This is a genomic window from Pontibacillus marinus BH030004 = DSM 16465, from assembly GCF_000425225.1.
GTDB classification, from domain to species: domain Bacteria; phylum Bacillota; class Bacilli; order Bacillales; family BH030062; genus Pontibacillus; species Pontibacillus marinus.
In genome coordinates this window covers 63,557-80,475 of sequence record NZ_AULJ01000033.1, presented here as the reverse complement: position 1 = coordinate 80,475, position 16,919 = coordinate 63,557, and the positions used below count along the sequence as shown (strand labels likewise).

The window sequence follows — 16,919 nt, the reverse complement described above, 5'->3', positions numbered from 1 at the left end:
CGTTGCCTTGGTAAGCCGTTACCTTACCAACTAGCTAATGCGCCGCGGGTCCATCTGAAAGTGACGGCAAAAGCCGCCTTTTACGTTGGAACCATGCGGTTCCAACGATTATTCGGTATTAGCCCCGGTTTCCCGGGGTTATCCCGATCTCTCAGGTAGGTTACCCACGTGTTACTCACCCGTCCGCCGCTCGATCCACAACAATCACCCCGAAGGGATCATGTTGTTTCACGCGCTCGACTTGCATGTATTAGGCACGCCGCCAGCGTTCGTCCTGAGCCAAGATCAAACTCTCCATAAGAGTTCGCCTTTGCATCAAAATGATGTCTGGCTTTAAAAAAATAAAAAATATTCATTGACGTAACATGTCGTTTCGTTCAGTTTTCAAGGATCAAAGTGTGTCTCTTTTATTTCGTCGCCTCAAAACAGCGACTCAATTAATATATCATTTATCCGAAAGAGAGTCAATAACTTTTAATGAAAAAGTTTATTTGATTAGTTTCTTTCGAATGCTTGGCGTTGCCGCTCTCAATGCGACAATTAATAATGTACCACGTACGCAAAGAGGAATGCAATAGGTAGATTCATATTTTTTAAAATCTATTTAAAAGAGTTGTTAAAACACTTATTAACTCTAATACATCAAAAGCGCTCATCCTTATTTAAAAGGAAAGAGCGCTTTTGATTGTCTTTATATTATAACATGTTTTATTACTCAAAGACATGGGTTGAAAGAGCTTGTTGTAATGAGTTGTAGGTTTGGATTTCAGAGAAATTAATACCTAAGCTAACCATTGTATGAGCTACTTCAGGTCGAATTCCTGCCAGGATAGCTTTTACCCCTACCAATTCTAAGGAGTGGATAATATTATAGATGCTATTTGCCACCATAGTATCTACAACAGCTACACCCGAAAGATCAATTAATAAGTAGCTCAATTGTCTTTTCGTGGCTTCCTTAAGAGTAGTATCCATTAAATAATAAGCTCTATTTTCATCAACACTACCGATTATAGGCAATACAGCTACACCATCATAAATGGGTACAACAGGTGCAGACAACTTCAAAAATTCTTCTTGAGCTTTATCCAATGTTTCTTTATAAGAATCAACGTATTCCGTACTAAAGGCATAGATAGCTTCATCTAAAAGAGGATCAATTATCCTAGCAACACTGAATACCGAATCTCGGCTAAAGTCCTCTTCTTTCATTATTCCTTCAATTGTATTCCATAGTGTATCTCGGAATGCCGAGGTTCCTTTTAACGCTTCATCTAATTTCCCACCATACTCAATAGAAAGGCTTCCAATTCGTTTGCCCCACTCCGTCACATTTCCAACAGTTTCTTCTTTTCCATTTTTTAAACCATCAGCAAAAAGCTGATAAAGCTCTTCAAAGACTTTAGCGGCCTCTTCATTCTCTTCTTCTTTCACTTGTTTTGCTAACTCATGTTTTCTTTCTTCTATTATAGTTCCTATTTTAAATAACTCTTGGTTTTTCAAGGGATTGTCACCTCTATCAAGATTATGAAATAAAACCTTCTTAGAATAGTTCTATCATAATACTCTCACAACTCCTGTTTACAAGCAAAAAATAACCTGTAATTTTATTAACAAAAAACACGAGCCCTTTAATGAGCCCGTGTTGTGTCCGTTCATTATTTAACCTAAGAAAACAAAATAAAGAACAAATACAATAAATAAGAAATACATGACCGGATGAATTTCTTTTATTCTACCTTTTACGATCATTGTTATTGGGTAGAAGATAAATCCGATCGCAATTCCAGTAGCAATACTATAGGTTAGAGGCATTGCTATAACCGTTAGGAAAGCAGGTACTGCAATCTCAAATTGATCCCAATCAATATTTTTCAATGAAGCTGACATCAGAACGCCAACAATAATCAGAGCTGGCGCAGTTACTTCTTGAGTTACAACACTTAATAATGGAGAGAAAATTAAGGCGAGCAAGAAGAACCCTGCTGTTACAACTGCTGTAAAGCCAGTACGACCACCTGCTCCAACACCGGCAGATGATTCAATATAAGAAGTAGTTGTAGATGTTCCAAGAACTGAACCCGCTACTGTTGCAGCTGAGTCAGCGAACAATGCACGACTAGCGTTTGGAATTTTATTATCTTTCACTAAACCTGCTTGAGTTGCAACAGCTACAAGAGTACCAGCTGTATCAAAAAAGTCCACAAATAAGAAGGTTAATATAACAACAAGCATATCTAACGTTAACACTTCTGGTAAATGAGCGATCGCTTCACCAAATGTAGGAGCTACACTAGGTACAGATCCTACAATTCCATTCAACCCTGATGGCGGATCGATTAAACCAGTGACAATCCCTGCAATTGATGTAAGAATCATTCCAAAGAAGATTCCACCTTTCACACCTGCCGCCAATAGAATAATAGATACAACAAGACCAAAGATAGCAAGCATTGTGGTCGATTCACCTAAAGGCCCAAGTTGTACAAGTGTATCTGGGTTGCTTTTGATAATGCCAGAATTCTGAAAGCCAATAAACGCTATAAACAGACCAATACCAGCTCCAACTGCCATTTTTAAATTGGAAGGAATAGCGTTGATAATTTTTTCACGTATGCCCGATATCGTTAAAATAATGAAAATTAATCCTGAAACAAATACACCGGCTAACGCTACATCCCAATTAATTCCGTACGTAAGAACAACTGTATAGGCAAAAAATGCATTTAATCCCATACCAGGTGCTAGAGCGATCGGATATTTAGCCAATAGCCCCATTATGAGTGAGCCAATCGCAGCCGCTATGGCTGTAGCTGTAAATACTGCGCCTTTATCAATTCGCGAAACACCTTCTGGTAGCTGTTCCACCCCATCAAGCGCCAAAACACTCGGGTTTACAAACAGAATATAAGCCATTGATAAAAACGTCGTTAATCCTGCTATAAACTCAGTACGATAATTAGTACCTAATTCGTTAAACTTGAAGAATTTCTTCATAACTTGATTCCTCCCTGATTCACGCCACCAATCCATAAAAAAACACCCTTGGCATAGCCAAGAGTGTTTTCTATCGAACCAGAGGGAATTACTAGACGAATTAAAGGAAGTAATACATATATATTCCTTATATATGATTCACTCTCTTGTCGTTAATCTAGCAATTACCTCGTAGTCGGACCATTTACGGTAGTCCGGTAGAAACTCTTGGGCCTTATCCCCAATATTATACGATGGTGGTTGTTATTCATTTATTATATGACCATCTTACTAGTCATTTCGACAAGAGTCAACATTAAAAACGAACATTATTTACATTTATCAGAGAAAACATTCGCTTTTATTCCCATTCAATCGTTGAAGGCGGCTTACTCGTTACGTCATACACAATACGATTAACATGCTGGACTTCATTTACAATTCTGTTCGAAATCTTTTCAAGTATATCGAATGGAATACGCGCCCAATCAGATGTCATACCGTCCACTGAAGTAACTGCGCGGATTCCAACCGTATAATCATACGTTCTGGCATCCCCCATAACACCAACACTACGGAAGTCAGGTAATACTGTGAAATACTGCCAAACATCACGATCCAAGCCTGCTTTTTTAATTTCATCGCGAAGAACAGCATCAGATTCACGTACGATCTCAAGTTTTTCTTCTGTAATCTCACCTAGTACACGAATCGCTAGTCCAGGTCCTGGGAATGGTTGGCGCCATACGATTTCATCAGGAACACCAAGCTCTGTACCTAACGCCCTCACTTCATCTTTAAACAACGTATTCAAAGGCTCAATTAGCTTAAATTGCATATTCTCAGGAAGACCACCTACGTTGTGGTGAGATTTTATCGTTTGCGCTGTTTCTGTACCACTTTCAATAATATCTGTATAAAGGGTACCTTGAGCCAAAAAGTCAATATCCTTCAGTTTATCTGCTTCATCATCGAACACATATATAAATTCATTACCGATGATCTTACGCTTTTCTTCAGGATCCGAAACGCCATGAAGTTTAGACATAAAACGTTCTTGAGCATCTACTTTAATAACGTTCATATTAAAGTCACCGCCGAACGTTTCCATAACACTATCCGCTTCATTTTTACGTAATAGTCCGTGATCTACAAAGATACACGTTAATTGGTCACCGATGGCTTTATGAATAAGTGCTGCAACTACAGAAGAATCCACGCCACCACTTAGAGCACAAAGGACTTTTTGGTCGCCTACCTGTTCGCGAATTTTTTCAACTTCTAACTCAACAAGGTTTTCCATGGTCCATTCTGCTTTGGATTCACAGATCTGAAACACAAACTGTTTCAATAAATCATTACCATATTCGGAATGACGAACTTCTGGGTGGAATTGAACCCCATATAAAGATTTCTCTTGATGACTCATAGCCGCTACAGGACATGACTCATTCACAGCATCTACCGCGAATCCTTGAGGAGCTTCAATTACTTTATCACTATGACTCATCCAAACAACTTGTTCTTTTGGAAGGCCTCCGAACAAGCGAGGTGATTCCTGAACATGGATGTTTGCTTTTCCATATTCACGTTCATCTGCTCGTTGTACGTTTCCTCCAAAATGATGGGTCATTAATTGCATCCCATAACAAATACCTAAAACCGGTATATCGAGGTCAAATATTTCCGGGTCGCACCTGAAACTATTCTCCTCATACACGCTATTCGGACCACCTGAAAGAATAATACCTTTCGGGTTCATACGGCGAATGTCTTCCGCTGTTAGTCTGTGAGAATGCAATTCACTATACACACCGAACTCACGGATTCGTCTTGTAATCAGCTGATTATACTGACTACCAAAGTCGAGTACAAGAATCATGTCATTTACCTGGCTCATGTATGTCATCTCCTTTATTAATGGTTTCTATTTTTCATGCAAGATCGCTATAAACCTATTAAGAGGTTCAATAAAAAAAGGGATTTCTGCCCATAGAAGGCAGAAATCCCCTGTATACATATAACTCACACGGCTTCTGCCTTCATAGTCAGAGCATTATCGGTGCTCCGGTAGAGACTCTCGAACCGTATTATCGAGGATATATGAAGGTCTCTTATTAAGTTGCACTCATTCTATCAAGGCAGGTCATGAAGGTCAAGACAATGTCTTTTTAATTAAATTTTCCCACAATTCCTTAACCTTATCCCAAGGTTGCCCCTGGAGATCGTTACGGTATAACAATCGCTCATAGTGATGGGTGAGAATCCCCATATCTCGAGATTGATAGAACGAATCAACTTCACGGGCATACTCTCTCAAGCTTTGTTGAGGAGAGCGAGTAATCTTCTCTTTTACATCTAATGATTTTAATAAGAAAAGATAAGCCGCTTCATAATTTTCTTTATTTGGATTTCGATAGAAACGCCACTTATAGTAAACCATTTGAATATGGAATCGATAGAAGAATAGTAAACCAGCTAAAAGAATCACTCCAGCTATAATGCCAAGTAACACTTTAGTAGGTATCCATGGTTCAGATGAAGACAATCCACCATTAGACTCATCAAATAGGTCTTCTTGCATGGACTCTGGTTTTTGCATAGGGTCCTGCATAGACTGGTCAGGAAGATTTGTCGCCTGGTCCTCCTCTTCATTATCATCCGTTTCCTCGATGTACATTTCTGTAGGATTCGAAAAACCCTGAGTAGGCTCAAATGGAACCCAACCTACACCTGGGAAGTAAACCTCAGGCCAGGAGTGAGCATTTGAACTTTTTACATCAAACTTATTATACATTTCACCGTTATATTCAACCTGTTCTGCTTCTGTCCCACCTGTAAACCCTTTTGCCCAACGAGTTGGGATGCCAAGGCTTCTTAGCAAAACAACCATGGAAGTTGAGTAATTATCACAGTAGCCACGTTTTGTTTCAAATAAGAATTTTGCTACATAATCTTCACTTTCATCTGGAACTGGGATGTCCTGCGTATCGTACTCAAAGCCATTTCGAGAAAAGTAACCTTCAATAGCTTTAGCCTTATCATATCGATTATCCTTTCCTTCAACGATCGTAGCTGCTAACTGACGAACTCGATCAGGTAAACTTTCAGGCAGCTGTGTATATTGCTCTTTAATATTTTTAGGGTCTTGAGTAGATGCATTTCGTAGCTGTTTAAAAGAAAAAGAAGGTTGGTTATAAGATAGACTAAAACGATCAAGTTTTATTGTTTCACCATTTCTCTGCGGTAAAATCTCCCCAGTTGTTCTGTTCAGTTCAAAAGATTCAGCCCTACTGCCTAAAACCTTTTGAATTCCATAGGGATAAACTAATTTTGAAAAAGATGCACGATCCTCCAAAGCGATTAGGGCATTCTTTTTCTCTGTTTTTACTTCATCTGAATAAGGAAGTACATTCACGAGGTTTTGACTAGGTACTTCTTGAAAGAATCCTTGGTCATCACGGACCCAGCCTTTACCTGTGTAAACTTCCTTCGTTTCAATACGCCAATAGTGATCATCTTTGGCAAGAGCCTGAAACACAAGAGAATCGTCTTGCACAAAGGATCCACCTAGACGCTCATCATTGGTACCATATCCAACCTTTTGAATACTTCCACCAGAGCCACCACTACCAAAGCCTGTAGCAGTAGACTTAATAAACGGAACTGGATCTGGCCATTGGGAGACTTGCTTCGGAGCAGCATATCCCACAACACTAGAGGCCAATACAACCAGAATTAGAGGGATCACCCAAATATACGATGCTTTCCGTTCTCGAAGATTAATCGATTCCTTCTCCATTTCCTTCACAAAGCTTGATACTCCCATGATCGTTAATGAGACTAAGAAGGTACGGATAATCGGAACCTTCGCCTCATACACCGTAAAGGTATCTAGAATTGTTAAGTAAATAATCGTTAAAATCACGAAAAAGCTAATCCGCTTGGCAACCACAAACCAATAGTAAAGCAGGTAGCTCATCAACCACAGTAGCAGTAAGAAGAGTAAACTGCGGAAGAGTGGTGTCATCTCCCACCACTGAAAATCCATAATCACATTCACGTTATATTGGATGTGTTCATAGAAGAACCCAAACCACTCTTTTGATAAAAAGCGTTGTGGCATATAAAGCCCATCTAAAATAAAGGCAAGACCTACTAATTTTAGGGGTGTAGAGAAGTACCAAGGAAGCTGGATAAACGATAAAAAGAAGCAAAAGGCTGCATAAATGACAAATATTGAAATATCCGATGTATCCGTTACTTCCTCTAACGGTCTAAGCCATTCCCAAAAAAGTAAAAAACCACATAGATAGACAATTCCTCTAAAAAACAATTGTCGATTATCCTGTGAGGTATTCGCCATTATGTGTTCACCTCAAATTGTTGCTGTGTCATTTGTGACTCTGTCAAAACATTCACGACAATGCCACTTATCGTTAACTCTCGAAGCATTTGCTCTTCAGATCCAGTAATTCGTTCATGCGAATCAATTAGAAACAATACCACTCTGGCATTGTTTTGCTTTAGACGAATAACAGATGACTTTAAATGCGCAGTTATTTTGCGTGTTACAAGCATGACAATCAAATTATTCGGCATGGATTGTTGCTGCCTTAATATTGCATCCGCAAAAGGAACTTTTCCATCAGGTTCAATGCGTGCCAGATGTTGATTCATGAAAACCTGCTGATCCTGATCTTTTGTAAACGGAAAATAGCGAGGTTCTTCACCTAGTGATAGAAATGCCAACTGAGAAGACATTCCTTTATAAGCATGAATTAAGGATGCGGATAATTCCACACATCCTTCAAATGCAAGACGCTTCTCCTCATCACTTTCCTCTGCATCTAACACGAGCAGAATATCTGAACTTTTCTGTTGTTCAAACTCTTTTGTCATAACAGCATTTTTCTTTGCTGTTGTTTTCCAATCAATCCAGGAGAATTTATCACCTGGCATATATTCTCGAACACCAGTTACGACGGTTGTATCACGTTTAGCAGGGGAAAAAGAAGGTGCTGCCCCCTCTTCAAAACTGTTGACGCGTTTACTTATTTGCACCTTTCGGCGATGCGGATATACCAAGATGTTACTCGGAACAGTAAAATAAGCTTGCTTCTTAACAAAACCTAGTAAGTCTCCTGTACGCACACGAATCGTATGAAAATGGTGTTCACCTCTCGGAACCTGTGAAAATTCATATCGGAATTCAAATTTTCTCTTAAACCAAGGAAAAGCAACGCTCTTCACTTTTTGTTTATTGGATAAAGCACTTGGATTGCTCATGTATTGATATGTTTCCGACCTACTCCCTTTTCTTTCTAAAGACTCCGGCACATATTCCTCAATGATACAGTAATATAAAGGGAATGGAATCTTTCTTCTGATCGTGAGATAGGCTGTTACGGAATCACCTGATTGTAATATCGATTTGGACATCGACCTTGTAATCTTCCATCTTGAAAGGGGATAAAAAATGATGCAGATCATGTAGAGGATAAATGGAAGCATGGCATAGAATAGAAACCAGCTCACAAAGCCCCCCTGAAACATGGCGTAAGCATAAAGAACGCCAAATAGTACACCAATGAATAACAGCTTTCCAATGAGTGACAAGTAGTTCTTCATATTATTTTTCCCTGCGTACAGGTATTGAAGTTTTCTCTAAGAGTTCCTGAATTAATCCTAAAGCTGTTACCCCTTCAAATTTAGACTCTGACGTTAAAATAATACGGTGCGCTAACACGAACGGAGCTAAGTATTTCACATCATCCGGTAATACATAATCACGGTCATGGATAAATGCATATGCTTTAGCTGCTTTCATTAACGCAATCGAACCACGCGGACTCACACCTAAGTATGTCGATGCATGATTTCTAGTCTTCGTCACAATATCAATAATATATCGTTGGACATTTTGATCTATATATACCTCATCAACCTGCTGTTGGCAGTCAATCAGTTCTTCCTGTGACATCACAGCTTCTAAAGCATGAATCGGATGGCTTCTCGAAACATTGTTCAACATTTGCATTTCTTCTTTTTCTGTTGGGTAACCCATGCTTAGCTTTAAAAGGAAACGGTCAAGCTGAGCCTCTGGTAATGGGTACGTTCCTTCATATTCAATTGGATTTTGCGTCGCCATAACAAAGAAAGGATTCTTCAAAGGAACCGTTAATCCATCAACGGTAATGCTTCCTTCTTCCATCCCCTCTAGTAATGAGGACTGAGTTTTAGGGGAGGTACGGTTAATTTCATCCGCTAACACAATGTTCCCTAAAATAGGACCTGGTCGAAATTCAAATTCTAATTCTTTCGGATTGTATATAGACACACCCGTTACATCTGAAGGAAGTAAATCTGGCGTGAATTGAATTCTTTTAAACTCAGAATCTACAGATTTGGACAACGCTTTTACAAGCATCGTCTTCCCCACTCCTGGAACGTCTTCAAGTAGTACATGCCCTCTGGCTAATAACGCCACGATACTAAGGGTTGTCACTTCGCTTTTTCCGATCATTACTTTTTGGATATTCTGAAACAAATCATGTAACTTTGAATTGTAGATAAACGTTTGCTGGGTCATTCGTTTCAATTCCTCCTAACACAACAATCCTTCTCTATTTTGTTGAAAAATTTTGTCTATTCTAACTATACTACAATAACAGGGGGAGAGCGCAATAGATTGCTTGTTAAATTTTATGTAAATTTTTCCTTTTATTGAGCGTGTAATTGCTGTTGTGAGAGAGGATAAACTGATTAACGTTATGGTATAAAATTTTCATCAAAAACTTTCTGGCGGGTCGTTTGTACATTTTTCCTATTAAAAAAGAAGCATACTCACCGTAATCTTTACGCAGTGAGTATGCTTCCAGGTACCTCGCACCACCCGATTAACTGTTCTGTTCACTTACCGGAGGCGTTTCCTGATCTTCAGCAGGCAATGGTCCGTCATTCTTATCGGATGTATTTAAGAGCTTCTTAGATTTTTCAGTTGTCCGATCCTTTAAGTCTTTCCCTTTATCCAATGCAACCTTAGATTGCTGTGATAGATCTTCTCTCAGCTCCTTACCACCTTTTGGAGCAAGAAGTAAGCTTGCTGTAGCTCCCACAACACCTCCAATAATGGTACCTGTAACGAGTCCTTTTTTACTAGTTGCTTTTGTTGCTTGTTTTACGTTTGCTGTTGTGTTTGTCATAATTATTTCTCCCTTCTATACTATGTTTTTGCTTCATCTTGTATTGGTGCCTGGCACCGCCCGATTTGTGTCGAAAACTTCAACATCGTTCGACAAAAAACGGGTGGTGACAGGCACCTACTTCCCTTTCTCTCCCTCTAAGTTCGCTGGTGGGACTTCGCTTAATTCAACTGGAAAGGGGTCATGATTTGTTGTGGAAAGTTCATGTTCATTTGTTTCTTCTCCAGTAGTTTCATCTTTATTCTCACCTGGGTTCAGTAACTTCTTTGATTTCTCACTCGTACGATCTTTTAAATCCTTACCTTTATCTAATACCACCTTAGATTGTTGTGACAAATCATTTCTAAGTTCTTTTCCGCCTTTAGGTGCAAGAAGTAAGCTTGCTGTTGCGCCTACAACACTTCCAATAATCGTTCCAGTCAAAAAGCCTGATTTACTAATCGTTTTTGTTGTTTTATTAACGCTTTCTTGTTGTGTTGTCATATTTATTTCTCCCTTCAATTTTCATATTTTTTAATACGTTATTCCATTTTTTCTTCAAGCTGTTCAATGCGCTTCTTAAGTTGATTATTTTCCTCTTCTAGCTCTTTTTGAGTTTGGTTAGCTGCTTTGGAACTTAAATAAGGGTCGGTTTCCCACCAATCCATACCAATCTCTTTCGCCTTATCTACTGAAGCAATAATCAACCTTATTTTAATCGTCAATAATTCAACATCTGCTAAGTTAACTTTTACATCTCCAGCAATGACTACACCTTTGTCTAAAACCGTTTCTAAAACATCTACGATACTGCTCGACTGAGTGGGGTGTTCAATACTCATTCGTGAATCCACTCCTTTTAAAGCAAATTACCCAAAGGACCTAGGTCAATATTTAAATCTTCATCTTCTAATTCGAAAATGTCTTTTAATTCATCCATCTTAACCTCTAAATTCATTAAAGCTACTCCAAGCTTTTCAATTTCTTCTTCTGAAAGAGTTCCGCCATCAACCCGCCGAATGGCATGACGTTCAACTAATTGTCTTAAAAGTTCAATGACCGTAAGTACAAGTTGACCCAACCCTTGTTCTGCTTTATCAGGATCTAAGTTGATCCTACCGGATGTTGGAGTTTTCTGTTCAAGATCGCTCATTGGCATACTCCAATTCCTCCTTCTCATGATCAAATTGCTTAGAAGATAGAAGATTAGCTGTTTTCTCATCAGCCTGAACAAGTGTTTCTACTGCTGAGATCAAAACGCGCAGATCAAGATAAACAAGGTCTATATCTGCGATTGAAATAATGATATCTCCCTTAATGGCTACACCCTTATCAAGTACAGTATCCAAAATATCTATCAAAGCAATATCTCTATTTTCAAAGTTTTCTCTATGCGACATCGTATTTGCCTCGCTTTAAGATAGATTTGCAAAATGATAGGCAGGCCATGGTCCTGTAGCTTCAATTTCCCATCCTTTTTCGGCAGCTTCTGATTTAAATTCTGTTATCCTCTTCAAAACATGATCTACATTGGTAGTTGAGAATAAATAGGCACTATTCCAACACATATCTTCGGTTCTGCCTGTAACATCTTTATTCCAGTTTTTCTTCACGGCACTATTCTGAGAATAGCTTTCCAATTCTTGATGAAGCTCAGCACAAAAGGCTTGTTGTTCTTTTTGAACTTCTTCATTAATGAGTTGCTCAAGCTTTCTCCTTTCTAGATACTGCCTTCCAGGAGACATCTGGGAGATCTCCTCTTTTTTCGCCTCTATATTGAAATTGTGAGCTTCTACTTGTTCCTTAAACTTAACCGAGTCACAATATATTTTAAGGTTCCATTCCTCTTTATTTTCTAATGAGGATAATTGAACCACCAAATTCTCATGTTGCGATTCAAGCATCTGCTTTAAGCTTGCTTCACTAGAATAAATCGTACAAAACTTCATTGGAATAACGGTAAAATGTTCTCTGATCGTAAGTAATGTATTGTGATGATGATAAGCTTTATCTTGTACCCATTCCATTTGGTTGGTTTTTTCGTGAAGTTGATCCTCACCATATTCCTGTTCATCTAAGTTGCAACCGACAGCTACGATTTCACCAAACGGCAACAAGTACACGTCATGTTTATCATCCAGTCCCTTAAGTGATGGCAATTGAGATTCTTTCTGTTCATGTTGAGGTATAATTCCGTATAAATAGAAAAGCTTTGACATGTTTTCTTCCTCACTTTTTAACGTTTGGTCAGGTCTTCCCACTGTTCCATTTCTCGTTTTTTGGCCATTTCGTATCTTGCTAATAATTCACTTTCCTGAGCTTTGTAGACTTCTTCTGAAATTTCTTCTAGCTCATACATCATTTGAAGGTGAATGAGCTTTTTCTGAATTTGATCCAAATCATATAGTTCCTTATCCACTTCTTCTTTTACTTGTTCTCCAACTTTGACAACCAAATTTAGAGGGGAAGTGAACAGTTTATGAATCATGAAGTTTCCTCCACTTTCAATTGTATATTAATGAAATTATACGCAGGCCAAGGACCAGTATATTTAAAATCTACTTTGTCCTTCCATTTTTCATGGAGCTCATTTACTTTTTCATCAAAGGCGCTTTCTTGGTCTCGATCAATTAAATAAGCTGCATTTAATAACATTTTCTCTCCAATTGGTTCATTCAATTGTGAGGACTCAGCCAATACAGTCAGTGGATCATGAATGTCAGATTGAACATCCTGTTGTATAGACTTAAAGAACTTCTGTGCCATTTCTCCAAGCTGGATCCGATCATAAAAACCGGCATTTTTTGATTTTTCTTGGACTGTTTGTTTCTTATTTTGAACTTGCGGGTTTTTATGTATCTCTTCTTCTAACCATTCCTTTTTTCCCACAACCTTCAAACCGACTTCTATCTTTCCTTTCACCTTAGGAAAGAGTTGACTAAATTGGGGATACAAACTTTCAAGGAGCTTTAATACATCATGATTTGTTTGAAAAACATTCCCAAAGCTAATGGGGATCACCGTATCCTCTTTTTCCATTACAGAAGAAATAACTTGTTGGTGCATCATTAAGTTTTCTTTATTCGGATGATAAATCTTCATCGGAACTTCAGCAGCAACCATGGCTGCATCATTGTGATGGATGGTGAAAATGGAACGTTCTTCCCCTTCAAAGTGAATTGTTCCAAAATTGTTTTCATGTTTGGTCTGAATTCCGCAAAATATATAAATCCCTGTTTCTTCGCTCATTTTATTCACTCCCTTCTAGCCTCCTCAGAAACTACGCTTGTTCCTCAAGGTCACTTCGGTAACGTAAACTCAACCTAGAAAAACCTGTAATCTCCATCTCTTCATCGATATAAACTTCGTATAATCCAACCATTTCATCCTGAGCGTATTTTTTCATATAATCCCTTTCCTCAATAACTTCTAAAGTTATTCTCCATCCTTCTTCTTCACCTTGTTTTTCAACTGAGATGATTTTGTGAGGAGGAGCTATATGTTCATTGAAAAATTGGGTTACTGTATCCATAATCTTCATTAACTTCACGACCACCCTCACCCTTTACATGAGTTATAGAGGAGTCAGATTAATTTCTGACCCCATAGATTTATTTGCTTGATTGCGTTTGTTTTACTGACCAGAAAGTCTTCCTTCTAGCCCTTCTTCCTCAACTTCATCTCTTAGTAAACCAACAGCTTCTGCATAACGTAACCATGTATCCACACTTGCAATAACAACACGAGCTTCGACTGTCACTAACTCAATACCTACAACAGAAACGCGAGCAAACGCATCAATGACTACACCTTTATCAAGAATACGGTCAATGACTTCTGCTAAACTAGAACTGTCTGTCGACTTTTGAACGGCCATGCTTATTCTCCTTTCTCTTTCTTAAGAATGAAGAGTATCAGACGGGTGCTTAATATCTCTTGGACCTTTAATGTTCGTAGAGCTTTTAATATTCACTGAACTTTTTAACTGTTGTGCACCTTTGATATCACTCGCCCCAAAAATCTGATTTTTGGAGTTATCATTTAAGTTTTCTGATAGCTCTTCTCCAGATTCTTTTACATCTGAGAGCTTCTCGCGAAATGTTAAGAGTTTGTTTTGTAATTTCTCTTTTACTTCTTGTGCTTTTGAATGGACTTTCTCAGCATTTTCTTCCTTAGATTGTTGTAGATTTTCGGAGGCCTTAGTGACTTTCTTCTGTAACTGGTTTTGGAACTGATCCCGCATTTCATCAGTCATCTCATCCTGCATCTCATCCTCAGCCATTTCTTTGGCTTCGATAGGGTCATCTGCACGCCTAAACACTTGAGTCGTGCTAGGAAACTGTTCCTTTAAATATGAAATGGAATGTTGTGCACCCGATTTGATTTTCCTTCGAACTTTAGGCACAAAAAGAGGAGATGCAACAAGTGCTAAACTACCAGTCAAAACCGATACTTCTTTGTTGTTTTTGACTTTTTGGTTTACCTCCATTTCACCACTCCTCAACATCATAATATCTACATACTTGGTTGCCCCTCGCATGATATTTGTCTTTATACCCTAGAAATCTAATATTAGAAACTGGGCGAAAAGTGTGAGATAAGATATATTACAACAATTGTAATGAGAGACATTTATAGACTTTGATTTCTAACGTTGATACACCTGCCTTTTGTAAGAATAGGCCTTTCATTATTACAAAAACATTACGATAAAAATATTAATAAAAAAATTGAGCACTATGATATCGTATGTGAAATTATATTTATTTCAGAAGGAGATAAAGGAAGGAGAAAAGGCTCATGAATTATAGATGAATAAGGTCCAAAGGTAATAGAGGTGTATAAAAACCAAAAAAAACGCAAAAAAAAGAGGGCTTTTTTCGCCCTCTTTTCGCTAAGTTATTAAAACTCTATAATACAGAGTAATCATTTTTGTTTTAACTAAACAAAGCCATCAAACGATCCCAGAAGCTTTTCTCCTCTTCTTTCTGCGGCTCCTCTTTTTCTTCTTCAACTTTCTTAATGCTTTTTGTTTTAATAACAAATTGCACTGAGGTCACCTTTTCATTTTTAGAAGAAACAAAAGAAACAGGATCAAAATCAGATTTATCATATTCATTTACCATCTGATCAATTTCTTTTTGCATTTGCTCTGGTAAATCGCTGGTTGATGAAGCTAACTCTGAAGTTCCATTATGAAGTTCAGAAGCTCCGTTTTCCAGTTCTTGAGTTCCATTTGTCAATTCAGCGATACCACCATGAATGTCTTGGTAGGACCCAGATAGTTCATTTACTCCATTGGTATAATCCTTAAGACCAGCATGGAAATCATTATAATTAGAAGACAGAGCTTGGAGCCCTTTCTTTAATTCTTCCATCGACTCGTCAACATTCATATTTTCCAGGTTGTTTCCTAGGTTATCTGCCATAGTACTGAGACTAGCGCTCATTTCATTTAATGACCCCGCGCTTTTTTCTAAAGCAGGACCCACAGCATTATGGGCTTCTTTCACATTTTCATAGGTCTTCTTCGTTTTTTGTGCTGCCTTATACGTTTCTACAAGTTGGTCAACGACTTTTTGATCTGCACCACTCTTATATAAAGCCTGGATGTCCTTTTCCGTGATATCAGAAGTTGGGATACTATCAATGGATTGACTCAACGCATTTTGGGCTTTGCCATATTGGTCTTTAAGATTCGTAAGACCTTTTTCGGTTTCTTTTAACCCTCCAGCAAGCTGACGCAGTCCTTCTTCCATCTTTTTAAAATCACTAAGATTCATATCACTAGAACTCTTGTTGAGAGATTCGCTCATTTGTTGAAGAGATGCTTGAATGGATGCAGATCCATCAACTAGTTTTGAAGAGCCTCCACTAAGTTCATTGATCCCGTTTTTATATTGTGCAGAACCATTGTACAGACTGGCTACCCCATTGTTCAGTTCTGCTATCCCATTCTGAAGCTCCCCAACGCCTTGGTTGATCTCCGAGGTGGCATCAGATAATGAATTCATATCCTTTTTCATTCCTCCAACGTCCGGCTTGTCGATGGACATTGAAGATGGAACCGCTGCAAATTCGATACTTTCCATTTCGAAATCAGTTACATCTGAAGTAAGCGTAAAGCTTCCTTGTTTTTCAGGCATAACGGTAAAGGTTACCCTTCTATCTTTACCCGCATTAGCCACTGTTCCATTTGAAGCTTTAATATTTTCATAGATTTTTGAATCCAATTGAAGCGTGATTTGTAATAGATAATTGTTGTAAAAGAGAGGATTGACCTCTTTATTTTGTGCTGTCTCGATCTGCACCTTGAGCTTTCCATCTTTCCCTAATAACTCTTCAGGAGATAACGCCTCACCGTTCAGCATATAGGAAACATTGATATCCCATGGTAGAGATTGACCTTCTAAGTCTCCTTGATAATAGAACTCTTCTTCTTTTGCGGTTAATTTAATCCGGCTATTATCTTGTTTAATCTTTGTCAGGTCCGTCAGGTTTTGAACACTCGTGTAAGGTCCATAATCAACGATTTCTCCTGGCTCTTTAATATTAAAATTGTTCACGACATACATCTCTTCTTGGTCACCGGTAGCATTTAATTTCGCATATACGACTTCATGCTTTTCAGAGTATGACCCTTCCCCCAGATCTTGGTTACCTTCTGAAGAAGAATCATTTTTCTCAGCAGAAACTAGAAAGGATGGCATAACAAGAAGAAACGCCATGAGTACCGCAATAATACGTTTTAACTTCATT

At 38.4% G+C, this 16,919-nt stretch carries 18 protein-coding genes, 1 rRNA gene and 2 riboswitches; all 19 genes read right to left on the bottom strand.

The genetic code is table 11. The features are described 5' to 3' along the window. Positions 1-301: ribosomal RNA gene (locus H514_RS0107225) — 16S ribosomal RNA — on the bottom strand; the annotation flags it as partial. A gap of 410 nt (positions 302-711) precedes the next feature. After that, the gene (locus H514_RS0107220) at positions 712-1,503 is read right to left on the bottom strand and encodes an STAS domain-containing protein (RefSeq protein WP_027446359.1); all 792 of its coding nucleotides are present in this window, start codon (positions 1,501-1,503) and stop codon (positions 712-714) included. Positions 1,504-1,662: 159 nt separating this feature from the next. Next, on the bottom strand, positions 1,663-2,997 hold the full coding sequence (locus H514_RS0107215; protein ID WP_027446358.1) for an NCS2 family permease: 1,335 nt from the start codon (positions 2,995-2,997) through the stop codon (positions 1,663-1,665). A gap of 152 nt (positions 2,998-3,149) precedes the next feature. After that, a riboswitch (purine riboswitch) is annotated at positions 3,150-3,251 on the bottom strand. 86 nt (positions 3,252-3,337) lie between these two features. Next, positions 3,338-4,885: a glutamine-hydrolyzing GMP synthase gene (gene guaA / locus H514_RS0107210; RefSeq protein ID WP_027446357.1), complete on the bottom strand. Its 1,548-nt coding sequence runs from the start codon at positions 4,883-4,885 to the stop codon at positions 3,338-3,340. 116 nt (positions 4,886-5,001) lie between these two features. Continuing rightward, a riboswitch (purine riboswitch) is annotated at positions 5,002-5,103 on the bottom strand. Between the two features lie 28 nt (positions 5,104-5,131). Continuing rightward, on the bottom strand, positions 5,132-7,342 hold the full coding sequence (locus tag H514_RS0107205) for a transglutaminase-like domain-containing protein (RefSeq protein WP_027446356.1): 2,211 nt from the start codon (positions 7,340-7,342) through the stop codon (positions 5,132-5,134). Then, on the bottom strand, positions 7,342-8,607 hold the full coding sequence (locus H514_RS0107200; RefSeq protein WP_027446355.1) for a DUF58 domain-containing protein: 1,266 nt from the start codon (positions 8,605-8,607) through the stop codon (positions 7,342-7,344). Before H514_RS0107200 ends, H514_RS0107205 begins: the two co-directional genes overlap by 1 nt. A gap of 1 nt (position 8,608) precedes the next feature. Then, positions 8,609-9,568, bottom strand: coding sequence for an AAA family ATPase (locus tag H514_RS0107195; protein ID WP_027446354.1), 960 nt, complete (start codon positions 9,566-9,568; stop codon positions 8,609-8,611). 307 nt (positions 9,569-9,875) lie between these two features. Then, entirely contained in the window at positions 9,876-10,181 is a 306-nt protein-coding gene (locus H514_RS22695) for a YtxH domain-containing protein (RefSeq protein ID WP_036842015.1), read from the bottom strand. 117 nt (positions 10,182-10,298) lie between these two features. Next, entirely contained in the window at positions 10,299-10,664 is a 366-nt protein-coding gene (locus H514_RS23960) for a YtxH domain-containing protein (protein WP_051255068.1), read from the bottom strand. 38 nt (positions 10,665-10,702) lie between these two features. Further along, on the bottom strand, positions 10,703-11,002 hold the full coding sequence (locus tag H514_RS0107180; protein WP_027446353.1) for a gas vesicle protein: 300 nt from the start codon (positions 11,000-11,002) through the stop codon (positions 10,703-10,705). Positions 11,003-11,019: 17 nt separating this feature from the next. Next, positions 11,020-11,319, bottom strand: a complete 300-nt coding sequence (locus tag H514_RS0107175) for a gas vesicle protein K (protein WP_036842016.1) — start codon at positions 11,317-11,319, stop codon at positions 11,020-11,022. Beyond that, entirely contained in the window at positions 11,300-11,560 is a 261-nt protein-coding gene (gene gvpJ / locus H514_RS0107170; protein WP_027446351.1) for a gas vesicle protein GvpJ, read from the bottom strand. Before gvpJ ends, H514_RS0107175 begins: the two co-directional genes overlap by 20 nt. 15 nt (positions 11,561-11,575) lie before the next feature. Beyond that, entirely contained in the window at positions 11,576-12,379 is an 804-nt protein-coding gene (locus tag H514_RS0107165; RefSeq protein WP_027446350.1) for a GvpL/GvpF family gas vesicle protein, read from the bottom strand. A gap of 17 nt (positions 12,380-12,396) precedes the next feature. Continuing rightward, positions 12,397-12,648, bottom strand: coding sequence for a gas vesicle protein GvpG (locus tag H514_RS0107160; protein WP_027446349.1), 252 nt, complete (start codon positions 12,646-12,648; stop codon positions 12,397-12,399). Continuing rightward, on the bottom strand, positions 12,645-13,409 hold the full coding sequence (locus H514_RS0107155) for a GvpL/GvpF family gas vesicle protein (RefSeq protein WP_027446348.1): 765 nt from the start codon (positions 13,407-13,409) through the stop codon (positions 12,645-12,647). Before H514_RS0107155 ends, H514_RS0107160 begins: the two co-directional genes overlap by 4 nt. Before the next feature lie 31 nt (positions 13,410-13,440). Then, complete coding sequence (gvpO, locus tag H514_RS0107150) at positions 13,441-13,701, bottom strand: gas vesicle protein GvpO (RefSeq protein WP_231566566.1); 261 nt, start codon at positions 13,699-13,701, stop codon at positions 13,441-13,443. A 93-nt stretch (positions 13,702-13,794) separates the two neighbouring features. Then, positions 13,795-14,037, bottom strand: coding sequence for a gas vesicle structural protein GvpA (gvpA, locus tag H514_RS0107145; protein ID WP_027446346.1), 243 nt, complete (start codon positions 14,035-14,037; stop codon positions 13,795-13,797). 21 nt (positions 14,038-14,058) lie between these two features. Further along, positions 14,059-14,649 carry a gas vesicle protein GvpQ gene (gvpQ, locus tag H514_RS22685; protein WP_051255066.1) on the bottom strand — a complete coding sequence of 197 codons (591 nt, stop codon included), beginning with the start codon at positions 14,647-14,649 and terminating at the stop codon, positions 14,059-14,061. A gap of 448 nt (positions 14,650-15,097) precedes the next feature. Next, positions 15,098-16,918: an X-X-X-Leu-X-X-Gly heptad repeat-containing protein gene (locus H514_RS0107135; RefSeq protein WP_036842017.1), complete on the bottom strand. Its 1,821-nt coding sequence runs from the start codon at positions 16,916-16,918 to the stop codon at positions 15,098-15,100. Between the last annotated feature and the right edge of the window lies 1 nt (position 16,919).

Excerpts from the sequence above, each read along its gene's own strand:
- H514_RS0107215 (WP_027446358.1), bottom strand. The coding sequence starts at position 2,997 with ATGAAGAAATTCTTCAAGTTTAACGAATTAGGTACTAATTATCGTACT.
- guaA (WP_027446357.1), bottom strand. The coding sequence starts at position 4,885 with ATGACATACATGAGCCAGGTAAATGACATGATTCTTGTACTCGACTTT.
- H514_RS0107205 (WP_027446356.1), bottom strand. The coding sequence starts at position 7,342 with ATGGCGAATACCTCACAGGATAATCGACAATTGTTTTTTAGAGGAATT.
- H514_RS0107200 (WP_027446355.1), bottom strand. The coding sequence starts at position 8,607 with ATGAAGAACTACTTGTCACTCATTGGAAAGCTGTTATTCATTGGTGTA.
- H514_RS0107195 (WP_027446354.1), bottom strand. The coding sequence starts at position 9,568 with ATGACCCAGCAAACGTTTATCTACAATTCAAAGTTACATGATTTGTTT.
- H514_RS22695 (WP_036842015.1), bottom strand. The coding sequence starts at position 10,181 with ATGACAAACACAACAGCAAACGTAAAACAAGCAACAAAAGCAACTAGT.
- H514_RS23960 (WP_051255068.1), bottom strand. The coding sequence starts at position 10,664 with ATGACAACACAACAAGAAAGCGTTAATAAAACAACAAAAACGATTAGT.
- H514_RS0107180 (WP_027446353.1), bottom strand. The coding sequence starts at position 11,002 with ATGAGTATTGAACACCCCACTCAGTCGAGCAGTATCGTAGATGTTTTA.
- H514_RS0107175 (WP_036842016.1), bottom strand. The coding sequence starts at position 11,319 with ATGCCAATGAGCGATCTTGAACAGAAAACTCCAACATCCGGTAGGATC.
- gvpJ (WP_027446351.1), bottom strand. The coding sequence starts at position 11,560 with ATGTCGCATAGAGAAAACTTTGAAAATAGAGATATTGCTTTGATAGAT.
- H514_RS0107165 (WP_027446350.1), bottom strand. The coding sequence starts at position 12,379 with ATGTCAAAGCTTTTCTATTTATACGGAATTATACCTCAACATGAACAG.
- H514_RS0107160 (WP_027446349.1), bottom strand. The coding sequence starts at position 12,648 with ATGATTCATAAACTGTTCACTTCCCCTCTAAATTTGGTTGTCAAAGTT.
- H514_RS0107155 (WP_027446348.1), bottom strand. The coding sequence starts at position 13,409 with ATGAGCGAAGAAACAGGGATTTATATATTTTGCGGAATTCAGACCAAA.
- gvpO (WP_231566566.1), bottom strand. The coding sequence starts at position 13,701 with ATGAAGATTATGGATACAGTAACCCAATTTTTCAATGAACATATAGCT.
- gvpA (WP_027446346.1), bottom strand. The coding sequence starts at position 14,037 with ATGGCCGTTCAAAAGTCGACAGACAGTTCTAGTTTAGCAGAAGTCATT.
- gvpQ (WP_051255066.1), bottom strand. The coding sequence starts at position 14,649 with ATGGAGGTAAACCAAAAAGTCAAAAACAACAAAGAAGTATCGGTTTTG.
- H514_RS0107135 (WP_036842017.1), bottom strand. The coding sequence starts at position 16,918 with ATGAAGTTAAAACGTATTATTGCGGTACTCATGGCGTTTCTTCTTGTT.